The sequence below is a fragment of the Butyricimonas sp. DFI.6.44 genome (assembly GCF_022132345.1).
Classification (GTDB): Bacteria; Bacteroidota; Bacteroidia; order Bacteroidales; family Marinifilaceae; genus Butyricimonas; species Butyricimonas muris.
The window spans coordinates 1-19406 of sequence record NZ_JAKNJD010000020.1 but is presented as its reverse complement, the minus strand read 5'-3'; the positions used below and the strand labels follow the sequence as shown (position 1 = coordinate 19406).

The 19406-nt window shown below is 45.0% G+C and carries 18 protein-coding genes and 1 pseudogene; 17 read left to right on the top strand and 2 right to left on the bottom strand.

The features are described 5' to 3' along the window. The first annotated feature begins 5 nt into the window (after nt 1–5). From L0M98_RS21225 to L0M98_RS21190, 8 genes are all read left to right on the top strand, one after another. A complete protein-coding gene (locus L0M98_RS21225) occupies nt 6–1586 on the top strand; it encodes a lytic transglycosylase domain-containing protein (RefSeq protein ID WP_186978528.1) in 1581 nt (526 codons plus the stop codon). Nucleotides 1587–1653: 67 nt separating this feature from the next. After that, nucleotides 1654–2160, top strand: coding sequence for an RNA polymerase sigma factor (locus L0M98_RS21220; protein ID WP_237961952.1), 507 nt, complete (start codon nt 1654–1656; stop codon nt 2158–2160). A gap of 92 nt (nt 2161–2252) precedes the next feature. Further along, entirely contained in the window at nt 2253–3422 is a 1170-nt protein-coding gene (locus L0M98_RS21215; protein ID WP_227217743.1) for a FecR family protein, read from the top strand. 105 nt (nt 3423–3527) lie between these two features. After that, nucleotides 3528–7067, top strand: a complete 3540-nt coding sequence (locus tag L0M98_RS21210; protein ID WP_227217744.1) for a SusC/RagA family TonB-linked outer membrane protein — start codon at nt 3528–3530, stop codon at nt 7065–7067. A 3-nt stretch (nt 7068–7070) separates the two neighbouring features. Further along, nucleotides 7071–8627, top strand: a complete 1557-nt coding sequence (locus L0M98_RS21205; protein WP_227217745.1) for a RagB/SusD family nutrient uptake outer membrane protein — start codon at nt 7071–7073, stop codon at nt 8625–8627. A gap of 12 nt (nt 8628–8639) precedes the next feature. Beyond that, nucleotides 8640–9302: a fasciclin domain-containing protein gene (locus L0M98_RS21200; protein WP_227217746.1), complete on the top strand. Its 663-nt coding sequence runs from the start codon at nt 8640–8642 to the stop codon at nt 9300–9302. Nucleotides 9303–9316: 14 nt separating this feature from the next. After that, the gene (locus tag L0M98_RS21195) at nt 9317–9943 is read left to right on the top strand and encodes a hypothetical protein (RefSeq protein ID WP_227217747.1); all 627 of its coding nucleotides are present in this window, start codon (nt 9317–9319) and stop codon (nt 9941–9943) included. Between the two features lie 161 nt (nt 9944–10104). Beyond that, the gene (locus L0M98_RS21190) at nt 10105–10548 is read left to right on the top strand and encodes a LytR/AlgR family response regulator transcription factor (RefSeq protein WP_227217748.1); all 444 of its coding nucleotides are present in this window, start codon (nt 10105–10107) and stop codon (nt 10546–10548) included. Nucleotides 10549–10772: 224 nt separating this feature from the next. Here the strand turns inward: L0M98_RS21190 and L0M98_RS21185 are convergent, their stop codons facing one another. After that, nucleotides 10773–11342, bottom strand: a complete 570-nt coding sequence (locus L0M98_RS21185; RefSeq protein WP_317198073.1) for an AAA family ATPase — start codon at nt 11340–11342, stop codon at nt 10773–10775. Between the two features lie 315 nt (nt 11343–11657). Between L0M98_RS21185 and L0M98_RS21180 the strand changes: the two genes are divergently transcribed. Together L0M98_RS21180 and L0M98_RS21175 are read left to right on the top strand one after the other, a co-directional pair. Continuing rightward, entirely contained in the window at nt 11658–13121 is a 1464-nt protein-coding gene (locus L0M98_RS21180; RefSeq protein ID WP_227217750.1) for a DUF4114 domain-containing protein, read from the top strand. 218 nt (nt 13122–13339) lie between these two features. Then, nucleotides 13340–14470 carry a site-specific integrase gene (locus L0M98_RS21175; protein WP_004289313.1) on the top strand — a complete coding sequence of 377 codons (1131 nt, stop codon included), beginning with the start codon at nt 13340–13342 and terminating at the stop codon, nt 14468–14470. A gap of 59 nt (nt 14471–14529) precedes the next feature. On the opposite strand, the gene L0M98_RS21170 is transcribed toward L0M98_RS21175, so the two are convergent. Further along, nucleotides 14530–14823 carry a hypothetical protein gene (locus L0M98_RS21170; protein WP_224200298.1) on the bottom strand — a complete coding sequence of 98 codons (294 nt, stop codon included), beginning with the start codon at nt 14821–14823 and terminating at the stop codon, nt 14530–14532. On the opposite strand from L0M98_RS21170, the gene L0M98_RS21165 reads away from it, so the two are divergent. From L0M98_RS21165 to L0M98_RS21135, 7 genes and pseudogenes are all read left to right on the top strand, one after another. Continuing rightward, nucleotides 14728–15372, top strand: coding sequence for a hypothetical protein (locus tag L0M98_RS21165; protein WP_007478951.1), 645 nt, complete (start codon nt 14728–14730; stop codon nt 15370–15372). The two genes, L0M98_RS21170 and L0M98_RS21165, sit on opposite strands and share 96 nt — an antisense overlap. Nucleotides 15373–15570: 198 nt before the next feature. Beyond that, nucleotides 15571–15945: a helix-turn-helix domain-containing protein gene (locus tag L0M98_RS21160; RefSeq protein ID WP_004294465.1), complete on the top strand. Its 375-nt coding sequence runs from the start codon at nt 15571–15573 to the stop codon at nt 15943–15945. Next, nucleotides 15923–17047 carry an AAA family ATPase gene (locus L0M98_RS21155; RefSeq protein ID WP_004289317.1) on the top strand — a complete coding sequence of 375 codons (1125 nt, stop codon included), beginning with the start codon at nt 15923–15925 and terminating at the stop codon, nt 17045–17047. Before L0M98_RS21160 ends, L0M98_RS21155 begins: the two co-directional genes overlap by 23 nt. 81 nt (nt 17048–17128) lie before the next feature. After that, nucleotides 17129–18016, top strand: coding sequence for a toprim domain-containing protein (locus tag L0M98_RS21150; protein ID WP_004289318.1), 888 nt, complete (start codon nt 17129–17131; stop codon nt 18014–18016). A 240-nt stretch (nt 18017–18256) separates the two neighbouring features. Then, a complete protein-coding gene (locus L0M98_RS21145) occupies nt 18257–18703 on the top strand; it encodes a hypothetical protein (RefSeq protein ID WP_004289320.1) in 447 nt (148 codons plus the stop codon). A 1-nt stretch (nt 18704) separates the two neighbouring features. Continuing rightward, complete coding sequence (locus L0M98_RS21140; protein ID WP_004289321.1) at nt 18705–19031, top strand: DUF4134 domain-containing protein; 327 nt, start codon at nt 18705–18707, stop codon at nt 19029–19031. A 74-nt stretch (nt 19032–19105) separates the two neighbouring features. Next, a pseudogene (locus L0M98_RS21135) lies at nt 19106–19363 on the top strand (DUF4134 family protein); the annotation flags it as partial. Nucleotides 19364–19406 lie beyond the last annotated feature (43 nt).

Genomic DNA, 19406 nt, shown 5'->3' with positions numbered 1-19406 from the left:
AAAACATGCGTTGTTTATTTTTGTGGGTATGTGCTATTTTATGTTGTAACACGGTATTCGGTGAAAGTGATCGCGATTCATTGAAAGTGCGTCTTGAACCGCCGTCACGATTGAAATTATCGGCTCCTGTTTTACTCGTGGATTCTATCCCGGGAGCGTTTATCGAGCGATTGGATGATTTGTATGGTAAATGGTATGTGACACGGTTGGAGGAAGGTAATTACGTGGATTCCGTTTACCTTATGGGGTACGAGAGCGGTCCGGCTGTTCCCGATTCGGTTTACTTGAACCGGTTGGATGCTTTGAATTCCGCGATTAAGTTGTCATATAATGATATCGTGCGTAATTATATAGAACTTTATACCGTGAGGCGTAGGGCTCAAGTGGGGGCCATGTTAGGTTTGAGTTCTTATTATTTTCCTATTTTCGAGGAAGTTTTGGATCGGGAGGGGTTACCTCAAGAATTGAAATATTTGCCCGTGATAGAGAGTGCCTTGAACCCGAGGGCTTTTTCAAGGGCAGGGGCTTGCGGACTATGGCAATTCATGTACGGGACTGGAAAGATGTACAAGTTGGAAATCAATTCTTTTATTGACGAGCGTCGGGACCCGGTGAAGTCGACCGAGGCGGCTGTTTGTTTTTTGAAAGATTTGTACAAGATATACGAGGACTGGATTCTGGTAATTGCCGCTTACAATTGCGGACCGGGCAACGTGAATAAGGCTATCCGTCGTTCCGGTAGCAAGAAGAATTACTGGGATATTTATTTCCACTTGCCTAGGGAAACTCGCGGATACGTGCCGGCTTTTATAGCGGCGATGTACACGTTTAATTATCACAAGGAGCATAATATATTCCCTCTGGAGAACGAGTTGCCGACCATGTGTGACACGATAATGATTTCCGACGCCTTGCATTTTGAGCAAATGGCAAAGTTGATGGATGTTTCCGTGGAGCAGATTCGGGATTTGAATCCACAATACCGTTCGGATATTGTACCTGCCGGATTCGGGAAGAGTTATAGTTTGCGGATGCCTTATAATCACGTGGCGAATTTTATCGACAAACAGGATACGATTTTTGCTTATAACCGTAATTCTTATTTTAATGACAGTGACCGTACTGCCGACCCGAAGAGCCGTTTCAAGAAATACGCTCACGCTCATGCAGCCCCGAGTAATAAAGCTAAACTGATATACACGGTGAAGAGTGGGGATGTTATCGGGAAGATTGCCGAGAGATTCAACGTGAGGTTGTCCGATTTGAAGTATTGGAACGGGATGACAAAAGACCGTATTAATATAGGACAGAAATTGACGGTTTACGTGCCTAAAGATAAAGTGGCACATTATCAGTCAAAGGTTAATACTCGGTACGCGGGGGTTGCCGCTAACTCGGAAGTGGAAACCCAATCGTTGGCTGAAGGTGAGTTCTTTTATTACACGATTCGACGGGGAGATAATTTGTGGAGTATAGCTAAAAAATACCCGGGTGTTTCCAACCGGGATATCATGAAATGGAACGGGCTTTCCGAGAAGATGGTGAAGAACCTGAAACCGGGACAGAAATTAAAGATAAAGATATAATCGGACGAAAGTCTATAAAGTTGTGCTTGATGACTCACATATAAAACGAATCTCCAAGGGCGATCGTGTGGCATTTGGAGAGCTTCACGAGGGATTATATCAGCGGATGTTTTATTACGTGTACAAGATGTTGCACGATAAAGAACAGTCCGAAGATATCATTCAGGAGGCTTTTGTTTTGTATTGGAGTAACCGGAATAATTTTGATAATTTGTTAGCGGTAAAGACCTATTTATACACGGTTATCAAAAACAAAATATTGGCGTTTCTGCGTGATACGACCAATCGGAAACGTATTCTTGAAAGTATAGAATGGGAGGAGAGCGTTACCGGGGATTATGTTTTAATTACTGCCGAAATCTGTGGACAGGTGCAACAAGCCGTTCGTGAACTTCCCGCTCAAACACGACGGGTTATCGAGTTAAGTATGCAGGATATGACTGTCGAAAAAATAGCCGAAGAGATGTGTGTTTCTCCTAACACGGTGAAGACTTTGAAAAAAGTTGGATACCAGACGTTGAGAGAGAGGTTGAAACATTTGAGGGCGTTGTTGCTTTTCTTGTCCGTGGGGTGATTTTGTAAAAAAACAAAAAAATCACATTTCTATTCACCCGTTTTTCCGAGTTACGCAATTATAGGGTGTAGTTTACGGAAAAATGATATACTATGAGTGATATAGAAAAAGAAATAAGTATTGCGAATGTCGTGGTGAAGAAGCTGTTGGGAGGCGGGATGTTGGACGAGGAAGAGGGAAGGCGGTTGCGGGAGTGGTTGGAGGAATCCGAGGAACACGAGGAATTGTTCAGACAAGTGTCGGGCGGGAAGAAGAACGAGGAATTTCAGAATATCGTGCGTTTGTCCGACCGGAAAGAACAATGGCGGCGTTTGGAGCGGCTTACGAGGGAGAGAAAATCTATCGGGAGGAGGACATGGTTGGCATATGCAGCGGGACTGGTCTTGTTACTGGGGCTTGGTTTGTGGTTCGGGTTGCAACGGGCGGGCAAGGACGAAACAGTTGTACGGATGGCTGTCATAGAGCCGGGAAAAACACAAGCATTATTGATTCTGAACGATGGGCAGAAGATTGCCTTGCGAGATAGGGATACTTCGGTTGCCACATCTGGTACGAGTATTAATATCCGGACGGGACAAGTGGCGTACGAGATGAAGAAAGAGATGCCGGATTCTGTTGTGGAATACAACACGATAGTGGTGCCTCGCGGAGGTATTTATTCGTTGGTATTGAGTGACGGGACGGAAGTATTTTTGAACTCCGATTCGGAGTTACGTTATCCAGTGAAATTTACAGGGAAAAATCGGGTGGTCGATTTGAAAGGAGAGGCTTTTTTTGAAGTGACTCCCGACTCGTTGCACCCGTTTGTCGTGCAGGCGGGAGAGATGCGGACTCGTGTTCTTGGGACTTCGTTTAATATCATGGCTTATACCGATGAGCCTGCAATACAGACTACTTTGTTTACCGGGCGGGTAGAGGTGTCCGTGGAACAAACTTCATTGAAGGAAGTATTGGCACCGGGGATGCAAGCTAATTGGGAAGTGGGGGCTGATGATATTTCGGTGAAAAAGGTAAACATGGATATACAATCACTTTGGCGGGATGGCATTATCATGTTGGATGATAATGATTTGGAGAGTGTGATGCGTATGTTGGCACGTTGGTACAACGTGACTTACGAGTGGCGGGGCGACCGGAACGTGAAGCATACCTTTACCGGGAAAATTAATCGTAACGAGGATTTGGGAAGCGTGTTAAGTACATTGACATTGCTGGGAGGTCCCCGTTTCGAGATTAAAGGAACGACAGTGTATATATACTAAAAAATAACCGGTGGCATGTGGAAGATGCCCCGGTCATTCAACCTCTTGGAAAACCAAGAAATTATTAATTTAATGTTTTACAAATCTATGCAAAAAAATCGTGAAATGAAACATCCGAAGATGTTTTCTGCTTCGTGTAGGCGATTATTAATGATCGGTATTGGCGTACTGATTTGGATGATGCTTACCCCGCCCTTGGTATTCGGGCAGCAGAGTGGTAAATTAATCTCGTTGAAATTGGACAAGGTAACTGTCCTTGATGCGATTAAGGAAATCAATCGTTTGAGTGGAAATTCGGTCAGTTACAAGCGGGAAGAACTTGAAAAGGAAGTTCGACAAGTATCCTTGGAGCTAAAGGACGTTCAGATTATTAAAGCCGTGGAAGCCGTGTTGCAAGGAACTCGTTTGGTTGCTATTGCACAAGGGGAAATAATTTTAATTGTTCCGCGGAAAGATAATACGAGTGCCAAAAAGTCCGTTCGCGTGAAAGGCTTCGTGTACGACACCTACAAACAACCTCTGCCGGGCGTGACGGTAAAGGTTGTGGGGGTGTCGATGGGTACGGCAACTAATGAAAAAGGTTGGTTCTCTATAGAATTGCCTTTGACTAAAGGAGCTTTGGAATTTTCTTTCGTGGGTTTTAAAAATAAAACGATTGAATTCTCTGAGAAAACCGCTAAAGATACTCTCCGGATTACGTTGGAAGAAGATATTCAAGCGTTGGATGAAACCGTGGTCGTGGCTTATGGAAACACGACGAAACGTGAAGCAACCGGGGCTATTTCCGTGGTGAAAGCAGATGAATTGAAAGGGATTCCTTCCACGGATATTGCTTCTTTGTTACAGGGGCGTGTGGCAGGATTGGATATCACGAATATGTCTGGGGCGCCCGGAGGTTCGGGAACGGCAATCACTATCCGGGGTTACAATTCTTTGGACGTGGAACAAGGACGCCGCTTTTCCAATCCCTTGTGGGTGGTCGACGGGGTACCCTTGAATTCGTTCGCTTCCCCGGTGACGGGAACCAATATGTTGGCGGATATCAACCCGGATATGATAGAATCTATCCAGATTTTGAAAGATGCCTCCTCGGCTTCTCTTTACGGTTCGCGGGCGGCAAATGGAGTGATTATAGTCACCACGAAAAAAGGGCGTAATAACCAGAAAGCCACTTTTTCCGCTAACGTGTCGCAATCATGGGGTATCGTGCCTGAATTTCCCACGATAACCATCGGGAAGGGGGAACGGGAATTCCGTTTGAAAACGTTGGCGAATTATAAAGTAGCGTTCTTGGATAAAGAAACACAAAGGTACAGGTACCCGGTTTCTAACGAGGACGTTTATTGGAATGGAACATCGCAGAGTGTGTACGATTATTTTTTTAACAAGGAAATTATGGGGCCCAATATGATACCCTACTTGCAGGATAGTTTGAATCCTTTTTATAATAATTCCACCAATTATTTTCCGGTATATTTTCAGACGGGGAAAGTGACGAATGCAAATTTGCAGACCTATGGTGGAGGAGAAGCAATGAGTTATGGTATTGGGCTTGGTTATTATAATGAAACGGGGGTATTTGTTGGCACTGGATTCAACCGGATTGATGTGAATTCGAGCATGAACGTGAAACCTGTGAAAAATGTGAATGTGGATATGCGCTTCAATGCCACGTTGAACAACAGGAAAAGAGGGGAGAAATCAGATGGGTTGGGGAGTGCTCCTATCGTGGAAAAGGTACCGGGAGACCCTTATTCTTTTAGTTCGCTTTATCCCGGTGAAGGATCCGAGATTTGGGAAAAAACATTGGAAAAACTGCGAGGTACGAAAGAGAAAAATCGCTCTGTTCGTTTAAGAAGCAATTTCAAGGTGAGCTATCGGATTATCGAGGGACTTGATTTATCTGCTTCCTTGGCGGCAGATTATTCCGTTCAACGGCGAAATTATTTTCAACCTTCTTATTTGGATGCACAAGGATATTCCATGAGTATAGGGGAAACTGCCGTTTATTTGATGGCTTTGAATGAAAATACACTCTCGTTTCGCAGGACATTTAAAGAAAAGCATACCATGGATGCCATTATTGGTTTTTCCTATCAATATGACCAAAACGAGTATAATGGCGGTTCGGCGCGAAACTCCCCGAGTGATAAAATTTATTATGCTCCCGGTGGAATGTCGTCTTTGGGGTATGATAACGCGGGAAATCCAATCGCTTTTAAACATTATGAATCGGATATGTACGAGAAAATATTGATGTCCTATTTCGGGCGAGTGGAATACAATTATATGCAAAAATATTTATTCTCGTTCAGTATGCGCGGTGATGGCAGTTCGGTATTCGGGCGTAATAACAAGTGGGGAATTTTTCCTGCCATTGCAGCCGGGTGGTCATTCTCGGAGGAGGGATGGGTGAAAGATAACTTGGGTTGGTTGTCTTTCGGTAAAGTACGGGTTAGCTGGGGACGTTCGGGTAAACATTTCGAGGAACCTTATTTGGCATTGGGGCTTATGAATACGGGACAGAATTCACATTTGGGAGAGTCAACACTGGATCCCCAATGGTATGACGGTTATTTTAACGAGGATCTCTCGTGGGAAGAAACAGACCAGTATGATTTCGGGTTAGACTTGGATATGTTCAACTATCGTTTGGGAATCACTTTGGATTATTATTACCGTTATACGGATAAATTGCTTTACCCTGTTGAATTGACGGGTGATTATAACGGATTCAGGAAGCAATGGAGGAATGCAGCGGCAATTTCTAACGAGGGAATCGAGTTGCTTGTTAAATACGAGATTTTCCGGTCTCAGGATTTGTTCTGGAAGATATCCGTGAACGGGGCAAAAAACTGGAACCGGATAGAGAAGTCGTATAACGGTAAAGATCTTGACTTCGGGATCACTGGGAAACCGTTGAACCGTATCTTAGGCTACAAGACACTGGGATACGTGAATGCTCAAGACGAATTGCCAATCATCACGAAAGCATCAGGGGAGAGTGCTTATTTGTCTCCTGGTAGCATGAATACTAATTTCTATACGTTGGGGGATTTGCGTTTTCATGACACCAATGGTGACGGGATGATTACCACTGCTGATAGGGTGTATCTCGGGAGTGCCCTTCCTGTGTTTACCGGGGGGATCGTGAGCGAGTTCCGGTACAAGAATTTTGACTTGAGCGTGTCTCTGCCTTTTTCTGTGGGGCGTCACATGGTGAATAACATGTACACCCGTTCCTTAATGTTTGATTTTACGGAAGATTATTACGCGCACCCGATTCTGATGGATTTGGATAAGATTTCTTTTTGGCAACAACCGGGTGACAAGCACGCTGATTACGCCCGTTTACAATTGGCGGGGAAACATATTTTTTCTACAACCCCTAAGGATAGAGATGTGGAAAAAGTAAACTATTTAAAACTGAAGACATTAACCATGGGGTATAGCTTGCCCAAGAAATGGATGAATCGTGTAGGAGTGACTGATATTCGCGTGTTTGTTAGTGGTGAAAACTTGTGGACGTGGACTAATTACTCGGGGATAGATCCCGAGGTGGTAGATATCCGGACAGGAATAGATGACGGGATGGCTTACCCGTTAGCTCGTAAATTTACTTTAGGTTTAACCGTTAAATTTTAACGCATGAAAAATTTTAGATTATTATTGATATTCGCTTTGTTTTATGGATTCTACGGGTGTACGGATGCGTTGACCGTTACTCCAGAAAATTCGTTGACATACGAGAACGGGTTGACCTTGCCACAGGATTTTGAGTCCTTGTTGAATCGGATTGACCAAATGATGTTTTCGACATATGGGAAAAATTATGAAACCGAGGCTACCTGGTGGAAGGGAGAATATGCGGATAGTTGGAACGAGGCTAACGAGGGGATAAATGGGGCTAGGACGTTGGATTACCCGTCGGAATTCTTAAGTATGAATAAGGGAAGTTGGAATTGGTACTACAGGAGCATTGTGGCATCAAATATCGTGTTGACCTACGTGGAGTATGCCGATTTTGGCAAGGAATTACGTGATCTTTACCGGGGGCAAGCCTTGTATTATAAGGCTTACGCTTACTTACAAATAATCCGCACGTGGGGAGATTGTATGTTAATAGAAAATGACTTGGAATTTGCGCCTAAAGAGAAATCGAAATGGGAAGAGGTGGCTGACTATGCGATAGATTTGAGTCGGGAAGCGATAACGCTTTTGCCTGATTTCGATAAGATCAGGATGAGTGGGGGGAAGGTGCCTGCTTACAAGAACACGCCTTGCCGGGGTACGGCTAATGCTCTTTTAGCTCATTTATGCGCTTGGAAAGCGGGGGGAATTTATTTCGCTAATTCTACCTATGAAACGCAAAAGCTGTGGGAAGAAGCGGAGAAAGCCTGTACGGCGATTATTGGTAGCGAAACGGGAGTGGCAACCGGTGTCTACCGTTTGGCGGTCAACCCGGAAGAGGTCGTGACGAAAGTATTGGTCGGTAATAGCGAGGAGAGTATATTGGAATTACCCCAGAAGGAATTTCCTGAAGAATTTTCCCCTATGTTAGTAGTTGGAACAGAATACTTGGGTTACCCTGTTGAACCTAATTGGCCTTTAATGTATACTCGCTATAAAGCGTTGCATTTGAAATCCGTTTCTATGAAAATGATGTACCCGATTGGTGATAAGAGGCGGGAAGCTTATCTTTATAATTTGGATAAACCGACAGTTGACGAGGAGGCATCGGGGTTCGCGTTTTTAAATAAATACAGGATTGCTAATCTTGTAACGGGGGCAGATGCTAATATAATTTTTAATGGTTTTAAGTCGAATTATGTTATCTGGCGATTAGCTGACATTTACCTGTTGCGGGCGGAGTGTCGTGTACGTTTAGGTAATAATACCGGGGCTATTGCCGACTTGAACGAGATTCGTCGTCGGGCGGGAGCAAAGGATTACGAGGCATCGGATCATAACGGGGATTTGCGTTACACGATCTTCAAGGAGAGAGAGAAAGAGTTGTTGGCAGAGGGGCATCGTTATCATGATGTTATCCGTAACGGTTATGCCAAGACAGAACTGGAGGGAAAATACCAGACGGCTACCGATCAGGATTTCAAGGATGGGGCTTTCTTCATGATGATTGATGATGCTGCTTTTAACCAAAACCCTTTGTTGCGTCAGAATGCGTATTGGTATAAAAAATTGTAAATAGAAAACAGTATGAGAAGATTGATATTATTATTGGTTACGATTAGTGTGATGAATTCTTGTGACACGGAACAGACGGTTATTGACACAGGTGTTTGCGATCCTCATTTTGACGGGACGATTATGGATTATTTGAGAGCGAGAAATGATGGGTACTGGGATTTGACGATTCAAATGATAGAGCGGGCTGGATTGACAGATCTTTTCGAGGGACGTGATGCGACTTATCCGGAGATCACTTTTTTCGCACCCCCCTCTTATGCGATACAGCGGTTTATGTTGGATTCGCAAAATGAAACGAAGCAGATCGAGGGTGAATACAAGGTGATAGAGGATTTCACGGAAGAACAATGTCGTGATTATATCTTGTATCACGTGCTTGACAAAAAGTATTTAAAAAACAGCTTCGAGTATAAAAATAAAGACTATTTTATCAGTGATGAACTGGGAGGTGGAACGGATTTGACAACTCTTGCCGGTAATCGATTCCGTGTTTATTTGGTGCAGGGGTCGTGGGTAGTATCGGATATCGGAGCGGTGAGCATGGGAATGTACTCTTTGACAACTGAGATCGAAATACCGGTGGCGACACCGGATATACAGCCGACAAACGGGGTAATCCATGCTTTGCACACGGGATATGATTTCGGGAATGTTTTACAATGGAAAAAGTAATATAAAAGACTGGTATGAAAAAGAAAATATTATTACCGGCAATAGCCCTGTTTTTTATTCATGTATGGGCGTGTCAAGATATAGATGTTGGTTACTTGGTAACCGAGTACGCTGGTTATGGTTTGGATTCCTTGGTGATACCTGCCAAGTTGGATGATGCTCCCCCGACATTAATACCTAATCCTGATTTGGAAGCGAGTGTGTCTGAATACGAGATGATGTTACAAATGCTGAAAGATATGATGGGGTTGGAACCTCCTTTTCCAGTGGGGTCTGGGATGGAATACATGAATTCGAAAGAGGCTTTTAGGCAATACTACATTGATATGGGGATTCCTGAATTTAAAGAAGAGGAAGCTGGTGCCGATTATACCCGAGTGAAATACAATATTCCTTGGGCAAGTACCCCTATCGAGGGAATAGAAGGGAGCGCTCCTATTTATTGCAAGATCAAGTCTATTACTTCAGAGGATGGTGATGTTTCTAAGTTGCAGGAGTGTATCCGTGTTCGGGGAGACGGGACGTTTGAAGTTCCGGTAATCAATGATGTACCCGTGGGGCGATACGTGCTCTCGTTGAATTTCACGAATGAAGGTTGGTCGAAGGATGTAAATAATTGTTTTACAATAATCGTGAAATAATTGTTTTTTTCGTGTCGAGTTGAAGAAAAAATGATATTATAATTTTTAGCCGGGATACTTCTTTGGTGCGTGAAAAGAAATATATCCCGGCTTTTTCATGAAGAAAACGTAAAGAACACCTGCCGGGAGGCTTGTTTCACGGGACATAATATTTAAATATTATGACTCAAGAACAGAATAATATAGAGATAGAAAACAACCTCCCGGCAGATATTGCCGTCGTGGTAAGTGAGCGTTATCGTAAAGATCGATTTTTCGTGTGGTACAATGACGCATACCGGATTGTCTTGTGTTCCAATATCGCTTGGTTGCAAGCGGATCGTGATTATTGTTACCTTCATTTCAAGAATGATACAAAAATGCTCGTGGTTCACCCGTTGAAGGACGTGTTGGCGATGCTTCCCCCGGAAGATTTCGTTCGGGTTCACCGGAGTTACGCCGTTTGCCTTGACCTCGTGGATCGGTTGGTCGGTAACACGATCTATATCGGCAAACAGGATTTCCCCGTGAGTCCCGCCTATAGGGAGGATTTACACTCCCGTTTCCGCTTTTTAGGAAAGGTGAAAGGCTTGCATAAATCTAAACTCGTGAAAAATAATAAATAAACATGTATAACTCGTCCCGAGAGGCAACCTCCCGGGCAGGTTTAATATTATATATTGGTTGTTTTCACGTTTAATATTGACGAATTCATCTTTTTTCAATGGATTCTTTGGAATGCAATAGTCTGTTTCCGTGATTTGAATGCAATGTGGCTTGGCATCGATGCGCTTCGTGCTATTTTCACCGATAAAAAGAGAGAGAATAGCTAGCGAGGATAAGGGAGAAATTAATGAATCCATTTCCCGATATTGCGTTCTTCGGCGTTGAATTCCACGCCCACTTTTACGGTTTTTCGACTGTCTGCGGAGTAGGGGATGAGGTATACCCGGTCGTCTGTGAGCGATGAGGCGGTTATCTCGATGCCGTCCAGTTCCCGCAAGTCGAAATCCGTCTGCTGCAGCATGCGTGCCAGAAATGTCGGCGTACCCGTGGCGAACCAGTAGTTCTGGAAGTCCATGAAGTCCATCACGCTCAACAGGCTGAACGGGTTGAAGACATCTGGCACGTTGCCACTGCTGAAATGATAGCCGTCGTAACGGCGTGCCAATTCCCCGACCATTTCTTTGGGAGTACCCCCGTAGTATTCCACCAGTTGATCGATTTCCGGTGCGAAATTCTCCTCTATCTCGGCAAGTGTCAACCCGCAGAGCGTGGCATAAGGTCGCATGAGGCTGATATCTGCAAGTTGGTTGAGATTGCAGAATATCCCCATCTGCGCGAACTTCGTCACTCCCGTGATAAAGATAAAACGCAACCACGGGTCGGCAGTTTTCAATACCGAGTAAAAGGCATAAATTTAGAATTTTGTTGATGGTTTGATTTTTACAGAAACAGTGTTCCTTAGATTGTGTGTTAATTATTTTAGAGCTTTGATGTAGAGAAGAGGAAGAATACGGGAAGAGAAGAGGGAGAGAACGGGCTACAACACCAGTAATACTCCCGAATGACACCCGATTAACACCGGACACGTCCATCGCGGTCGAAGTTCTGGTGCAATCGAGTGGGGGACCGTAAGCACCATTTCTTCCTCTTTTTTTCTTTTGTTTTTCGTGAATGGTTGTTATCCTCGTTTTGAATATTTGAATTTGATTAAAATTTAGCTAAATAGTTGATGATTGGTTGTTTTTTTTTGTATACCTTTGTGCAAAATTTTAGGGGATACTACATTAAAAACACAATGAATATAGGTGTATGTGAAAAATCGAAAATGCTTGTAATTGCCGCTGGGGTGGTAATTTTACTGGCGATGACAGGTTGTGAGAAAAAGGAAGTTTATGATCCGGACGAGCCTGATTATGACAATGTATTTGATTTCTCTACGCGGGTATCTTACACGTTAAATGTGAAGTACGATGTGCCGGAGAATTATAACGTTTATTTTGAGGTTTACACACGGGACCCGGAGCAGTTGGATGCTGACGGACAGGTGGTAAAGAGAGATATCGAACCTGTAGACGTTGGATTCACGGATGAAAATGGTAGATATAGCCATAAAATTGCGGTTCCTGCTACGGCAAAATACTTGTATATTTACAGTCCTTATGCGGGAGTTCCCCGTGTATTGGTTGCTGAGATTACGAATGGAGTGTTATCTGAAGCAAGGTATCCCGATGAAGTGTCTGGTGCTAGATCTTTAATTGCCCGTGCGGGAGATGAAGGTTATAAAGATGCGGTTTACAATAAGACCGGTGGGTTAGAACGTTTAGGGTATTGGAAAAATACGAAAGGGACGTACCTGTTGAATGGTGAAACCTATGATCTTTACGGGCGTCCGGATTATTTGAATAGCGAAAAAGGTGTTACGATTTCAAGCGATATTTTGAAAGTGATTAATAAAGCCGTGCCTGAAGGTGGAGGTGTTAAGCCTGATTTAATCAAGAATGGGGACATTCATGTGACTGAAAAGGCGCATATAGATCTTTGTTTGGTGGATGAAAATACGTCTGCAAACAGTACTTTAGCTTATTATTGTTACGAGACGGCAAATCCTCCTAAGAAAGTTGCGGATATAAAGGATATTGTAATTGCATTCCCCAATTCAAAAGTTCTGAAAAATCATGGTCATTATCCCAAAGGAAATAATGGAGCATTGGAAAGAGGTGAGGGAATTCGGTTGCATTATTGGAAAGACGGAAAAGATTTAGGAGATGAGTTCCCCGAGAATACTTCTATTGGTTGGGTTATATACAATAATGGCTACGAGTCAGGAATAAATGAAAAGGGGGGAATCAATGTGTCAAAAAAACATTTTTATTCCACAAAAGTACTAAATAGCGATAAGAAAGAGCATGTAGCCTTATTTAAAAGTGGTGATAATGTATTGTTTGGTTTTGAAGATTGGACGAATGATTACGATTATAATGATGTCGTATTTTACGTGAAATCGGATCCAATAGAGGCGATCACCCCGGATATTCCCGAGGTGAAGCCAGAAGAGCCGGATGATAATGACATTGCTGCTAGTGTGACCTACCGTGGAATATTATCCTTTGAGGATGTTTGGCCTTATCAAGGTGATTTTGACATGAATGATGTCGTGGTGAAATATGTTTCATCTGTGGGTTATAATCAATAAACAAACAGGCATATTAAAGATGAAAATAAAATCCAAATAAATACAACTAAATATGCTTTATATCAGTTCTTTATAGGGTAGTTATTTCTTTCAGTTGTTTTCACTATTTTCTGTTAATTGGTTCTTTTTGGGTACATTTTTGTTTCTTGTTTGTTTCTTGATTTCAGTTTTAATTCGTACATTTGCATACGAAAAATAACGAATGAAAGAATACGATTATGCCACGAATAAAGAAGCCTAAAAAAGTAAAAGAACCAATCCGTCTTCGGATGAAGGATTTGTCCGATGGCAGCAAAAGTCTGTATCTGGATATATACCGCAACGGCAAACGGACATACGAGTACCTGAAGCTGTATCTTATTCCGGGAACGGACAGCAATACCCGTCGGCAAAATGAAATAACAATGGCTGCCGCAAATGCCATCAAGTCGAAACGTATTATCGAGCTGACCAGTGGTGAAGCCGGTATCGTGAACCATACGGATAAGATTTATCTGCTGGACTGGATGCAAACCTATCTGGAGTACCAAGAGAAACGCGACAAGAAGGGCATCGGTCAAATCAAAGCCGTTACCCATATCCTGAAAGAATATGCAGGGGAAAGATTTATATTGGATCGGGTTGACCTCGCTTTTTGCCAAGGCTATATCGACTACATGCTGACAACCTTCCGCCCTAAAGGAAAGCCGATAGCAGCTTCTACACGCAACACCTATTATCAGATATTCAATGGCGCCCTGAATGCTGCCGTTCGGGCTAAACGGTTGTTGAGAAATCCGTTTAACGAGATGGAAAAGTCGGAGAAGCCCAAAATGCCGGAAAGCGTGCGGTCCTATATGACCATCGAAGAGGTACGGGCATTGATTGCCACTCCGATGCAGGAAGGGAGGGTAAAAAATGCCTATCTGTTCTCCTGCTTCTGCGGACTGCGTATCAGCGATATTGTCGGCCTGAAATGGAAGAATGTCTTTGTCGATAACGGCCAATACCGTCTGGCGGTAGCTATGCAGAAGACCAAAGAACCGATTTACCTGCCACTCTCCAACGAGGCGTTGAAATGGATGCCGGAGCGTGAGGACAAGGCTGCAGACGATCCTGTGTTCAACCTGCCTTCAAATATCAATCAGTATCTCAGACCGTGGGCCGAAGCGGCCGGAATCACCAAGCGTTTTACTTTTCACACCGCCCGGCATACATTCGCGACCATGATGCTGACGCTCGGTGCGGATCTCTATACCGTATCGAAGCTGCTTGGCCATACCTCCGTGAGAATGACACAGGTGTACGCCAAAATCATCAACCAGAAAAAAGACGAAGCAGTCAATTTGGTTAACGGCCTATTCGACTGATGTAGTCATACATGTCAAATTCAATTTAAGGTAAATATTTCCGGCTTTTCTCCGATATTTCAAATGGTCGAAGTAATGCCACTATTATAATAAGTATAAACCCATAAAAAACAATTCGACATGAAAGGACAAAACAACAGGTCCTCTCTTTTTTTGAAGGGAGACCACATCTGCACCACTTCGCTACGGAACAGGATGTAGCGGAAGAATTTTACGAGTTGCTCTCCGAAGCAAGGGAGCTTTATCTTCAAGACGTCATGACAGGCGGCAAACGATATGGCCGCTACGTGGATGACTTTATAAACAGCCACCGGTACATCGACTGCAACAGTGCGGTTTGCAGGAATTGCCATGAAATGAACATTCATATCATCAGAGGGCTGTTGCTCGATTGTACAAGTCTCGTCAAAAGCCTCTTTACCGCAGAAACATTTTCTTTCGAGGAGTGCATGGCCTTGAAACAAAAGTACGACATTGCCGGAGTATGGTTCGACTCTTCACGTATAGAAGATTCCAGAAACGCTCCACCTCTCTCCTTTGGTTGCAATTTTTCCCGTGAACAGATGACAGGTATTGTGGCTTGCGCCAACGCTTATCATCTGTTTTGCGTTTCCACTCTCCGCATCGAGGACATGGAAGCGCTTTTTGCCTGCAAGGAGAATTTCTGTATACGTGTGAACAATATCCGCCATGTGGCGGTTCTGTTCGATGCGTTGCTCGAAAACACCTTTATCCTACCTCACTGGCAGTCGGTTCTCGACAAGGGGCGGTTCCTGTTGTCCAAAGACGGCACAAGATATGTTACCGCTTCAAGCCTCTCGTCTGCCCTCTCTGCGGCGAGGAACAACATTACATCGGCAAACCTCGGCATACGAAAAGCCATCAGTCGGCTGAAAATATGACACGAAGTGCCAAAAAGCCAAGTATGTGAAAGATAAAACAGTGATAGTTGCCGTGATACGTGCATAGTATCATGCCGGAATTTCCGGCTGTCCGGTTCACATCACATAACTTTGACCTCCGTTAGCGCGCTGCATAACGGAGGTAACTCTCCATTGTCTAATTTTAACATGTATTTTATGCAAAACAGAACAACATTCATGGAGCGGTTAAGCGAACGGCTGACCGCCATAGAAGCGGTTCTCAAGAAGTTGGAACCGGTGGAAGGTCTGTTGGAGCGTGTGGCTTTACTGGAAAATACCATTTACACGACCAAGAAAGTCTTCACTTTTCAAGAGGCGTGCATGTATATCGGCGTGTCCGAAAGTATGTTGTACAAACTCACATCGAACAAGGAAATCCCGCACTACAAACCTCGCGGCAAGATGCTTTACTTCGCGAAGGAAGAGCTGGACGCATGGCTCTTGCAAAACTACGAACCTACGGTGGACGATGCCATGCGTATGGCGACGGAAGTATCCGCAACCCAACCGTTCTTTAACCAGAAGCGCTATGGAAAACGAAAAAAGAACTGACCGTAACTCGTGGGCGGAACTGGACGAGAATCGCCTGTCGGATATTCTCACGGCATCGCAGATAAAGGCCACGGACACCTACGTGACTCCGCCCCAGATTATATGGATCGACAACTCCACCATAGCGACGCTCGGCAATTTTAGCGCTTCGACGGGTAAGGCGAAGGCGAAAAAGACGTTTAATGTCTCTGCTATTGTCGCTGCGTCACTGGCGGGCCGGCAGGTTTTGAACTACCGGGCGCATCTGCCCGAAGGCAAGCGCAGGATCTTGTACGTGGACACCGAACAGAGCCGTTTCCATTGCCATAACGTGTTGGAACGTATTCTCCGCCTGGCGGGACTGCCCACCACAACCGACAACGAGAATCTCGATTTCATTTGCCTGCGGGAATACACGCCGGCCGTGCGTATTGAGGTCATCGACTACGCTCTGCGACAGAACAAAGGGTACGGGCTGGTCATCATTGACGGCATCCGCGACCTGATGCTCGACATCAACAGCACCAGCGAATCGGTGGAGGTTATCAACAAGATGATGGAATGGTCGTCGAAATACGACCTGCATATCCATTGTGTGCTGCACCTGAATAAAGGCGACAACAATGTGCGCGGGCATATCGGCACGGAAATGAGCAATAAGGCGGAAACGGTGCTGGTCATCACCAAGAGTGCGGAGAATCCCGTTATCAGTGAAGTTCATGCGCTGCATATCCGCGAGAAGGAGTTCAAACCGTTTGCTTTTTCCGTTGATGACGAAGGATTGCCGGTCATGGTGGATAACTATTCGTTTGATGGCAGCGTGAGACCGAAGGCCCGGAGCAGCTTCATGGATTTGTCCATCGAGCAGCACCGGGAGGCGCTTTCCGCCGCTTTCGGGGACAGGCCCATCAAAGGTTTCGAGAACGTACTGCAGGCTCTCATGGCCTCCTATGAGGCTATCGGGTTCAAACGGGGACGCAGCGTCATGATAAAACTGCTGCAGTACCTGACGGAAAACCTGAAGCTGATCGTCAAACGGGACAAGCTCTTTTATTACGATGTGACCCCGACCGAAGCCTTGCTTTTCGACGAAGAATGCGAGGACGCAGAAGGTGAAAAATAATTTAGTTTACTTTGGTCCGGGTATATATAGGAGAAAAACCAAAGTAAACCGTTTTTTGAAAACAAGTGAAAAGAAAATGACATGACCATAGCGGAAGCAAAACAACTGCGTATCGTGGACTATCTTGCCAGTCTCGGCTACCACCCCCAGAGTGTAACATCGAAACAATACTGGTATTTGTCGCCGCTACGCAATGAGCGTACCCCGTCGTTCAAGGTCAATGACCGGCTCAACGAATGGTATGACTTTGGCGCAGCGACGGGCGGAGACCTTGTGGAACTGGGCAAACACCTTTACCAGACGGACAGCGTGAGCGAAGTGCTTGCCTATATAGGGAAGCACGAGAACGCTATCCCGATACAAAGGGTGCGGATTCCGGGGACAACGCCCCGACCCGTCGAAGCCGACATGAAGGACGTGCTCGTCGTACCGTTGCAGCACCATGCGCTGCTCTCGTACCTTCATTCCCGTGGAATCGACGGAGACATCGGCCGCATGTTCTGCCGGGAGGTCCATTATGAATTGCGGCAACGGCGCTACTTCGCCCTTGCCTTCGGTAACGTGGCGGGCGGGTACGAGGTTCGCAATCCTTATTATAAGGGCTGTATCCGGTGTAAGGACATCTCTGTCATCAGGCATTCTCATAGTGAAGCACAGAACCGGGTTTGCGTGTTCGAAGGCTTCATGGATTTTCTCTCTTACCTGACGCTGAAACAGACGGGTGATGATACGGTCTGCATCGGCGCACCTTGCGATTACCTCGTGATGAACTCGGTGAACAACCTGAAAAAGGCTTTGGAACACTTGCAGGTGTACGAGGAAATACACTGTTATCTCGACAATGATCTCGCCGGACAGAAAACGGAAGAGACCATCGCCGGCATGTACGGCAAGCGGGTGCACAACGAAGCACTCCGTTATCACGAGTACAAGGACCTGAACGATTACCTGCGCGGAAAGAAACGGTAAGGCATTATCGTTACCCCTCCCTTGAAAGCTCTCCTCCCGGAGGGCTTTTTTTATGCCCGTTTTTCCCGGTACATTCGCCTTAAAGTATGAAATTAAAGTTCAATTTATATGTTTCATACTTATTTATACGTAATAAAATATTGTTTGATATAAAGAGTTTTCATTATATCAAATATAATACTTTTCTTTGCTTTTGTACTTTCAAAGTTCAATTAAAGTTTAATTTCATACTTAAAACAGATGAGTTCATACTTTATATTCGCCCTTGTACTGACGGTGCTGTACATCGTCTATTACGCGGTCAATATTACCCGTGACCTGTATGGAAAGAAGGGAACGGAGAAGACTGACGAAGAAGTTTTCGACCTCGGTCCGATGGATGCCACGGAAGAGAGTGTCGAGGTTTCGGAGAACGAGACCGGGTTTAGTATCGGAAATGAGACATGCGACACGGAAGCCGTAGCTGCCCCGCCTGCGGTACAAGACGGCGATACAGGGAAAAAGGAGGCAGCCGCGAAAGAGCGGCTTGAAAGGCTGAAGGCCAAGGCGGAGGCGCAGATGGAAGAGATCGCTCCCTACCTGTCCGACGGCTTTACCGACGAAGAGATGTATAAGGCGTTGATTTCCAAAGGACGCTTGGACAACCGTCCCTGCCTGAAATGGAGACCGGTCAAAGATAAGCTGTAAGATGTCGAAAACGAAAAAGATACTATGTGCGCTTTGTTCCATCATCCCCTGTTCAGCTCTGGCGAAAAGCGGCAGCGTGAATTACAGTTGGGGTGCGGATGCGCTGGCGACGATGCACGACTACGTGGTAACAATGATGTTTTACGTCCAAGCTCTCTGTTGTGCCATCGCCGGGATTTGTGTGATTGTGTCCGGATTCCAGATTTACGTAAAGATGAACACGGGCGAGGACGGCATTACCAAGTCCGTCGTAACGCTTGTGGGCGCGTGCCTGTTCCTGATCGGTGCGTTCCTCGTCTTTCCTGCCTTTTTCGGCTATCGCATATAGAAACGGGAGGCAGGAATCAAGTACCGCCATAACGATTCGAAAGAACTGCAATACTTACCCTAAAATAAATAATCATGTTTCAAAAAACAAAAAGACAAATGAAAAAAATGTTTTCTGCTAAAAAAGTACAGATGCTCACACTGATGTTGCTGTGTGGCACGACGGCCGTCATGGCCCAGAACTCCGCAGGCGATTATTCCGCCGGTACGACTGCACTGGCTACCGTGACGGAGGAAATCGCCAAGTACGTTCCCATCATGGTCAAACTGTGTTACGCCATTGCCGGTGTTGTGGCTATCGTAGGCGCTATCTCGGTGTACATCGCCATGAGTGCGTCCGTAATGGTTGCATGATAAATTCCTCTTTAGCAAGAGG

Coding starts and splice junctions, on each gene's coding strand:
- L0M98_RS21140 (WP_004289321.1), top strand. CDS start 18,705: ATGTCGAAAACGAAAAAGATACTATGTGCGCTTTGTTCCATCATCCCC.
- L0M98_RS21200 (WP_227217746.1), top strand. CDS start 8,640: ATGAGAAGATTGATATTATTATTGGTTACGATTAGTGTGATGAATTCT.
- L0M98_RS21165 (WP_007478951.1), top strand. CDS start 14,728: ATGACAGGCGGCAAACGATATGGCCGCTACGTGGATGACTTTATAAAC.
- L0M98_RS21225 (WP_186978528.1), top strand. CDS start 6: ATGCGTTGTTTATTTTTGTGGGTATGTGCTATTTTATGTTGTAACACG.
- L0M98_RS21215 (WP_227217743.1), top strand. CDS start 2,253: ATGAGTGATATAGAAAAAGAAATAAGTATTGCGAATGTCGTGGTGAAG.
- L0M98_RS21150 (WP_004289318.1), top strand. CDS start 17,129: ATGACCATAGCGGAAGCAAAACAACTGCGTATCGTGGACTATCTTGCC.
- L0M98_RS21205 (WP_227217745.1), top strand. CDS start 7,071: ATGAAAAATTTTAGATTATTATTGATATTCGCTTTGTTTTATGGATTC.
- L0M98_RS21175 (WP_004289313.1), top strand. CDS start 13,340: ATGCCACGAATAAAGAAGCCTAAAAAAGTAAAAGAACCAATCCGTCTT.
- L0M98_RS21145 (WP_004289320.1), top strand. CDS start 18,257: ATGAGTTCATACTTTATATTCGCCCTTGTACTGACGGTGCTGTACATC.
- L0M98_RS21195 (WP_227217747.1), top strand. CDS start 9,317: ATGAAAAAGAAAATATTATTACCGGCAATAGCCCTGTTTTTTATTCAT.
- L0M98_RS21160 (WP_004294465.1), top strand. CDS start 15,571: ATGGAGCGGTTAAGCGAACGGCTGACCGCCATAGAAGCGGTTCTCAAG.
- L0M98_RS21210 (WP_227217744.1), top strand. CDS start 3,528: ATGAAACATCCGAAGATGTTTTCTGCTTCGTGTAGGCGATTATTAATG.
- L0M98_RS21170 (WP_224200298.1), bottom strand. CDS start 14,823: ATGGCAATTCCTGCAAACCGCACTGTTGCAGTCGATGTACCGGTGGCT.
- L0M98_RS21180 (WP_227217750.1), top strand. CDS start 11,658: ATGATTGGTTGTTTTTTTTTGTATACCTTTGTGCAAAATTTTAGGGGA.
- L0M98_RS21190 (WP_227217748.1), top strand. CDS start 10,105: ATGACTCAAGAACAGAATAATATAGAGATAGAAAACAACCTCCCGGCA.
- L0M98_RS21155 (WP_004289317.1), top strand. CDS start 15,923: ATGGAAAACGAAAAAAGAACTGACCGTAACTCGTGGGCGGAACTGGAC.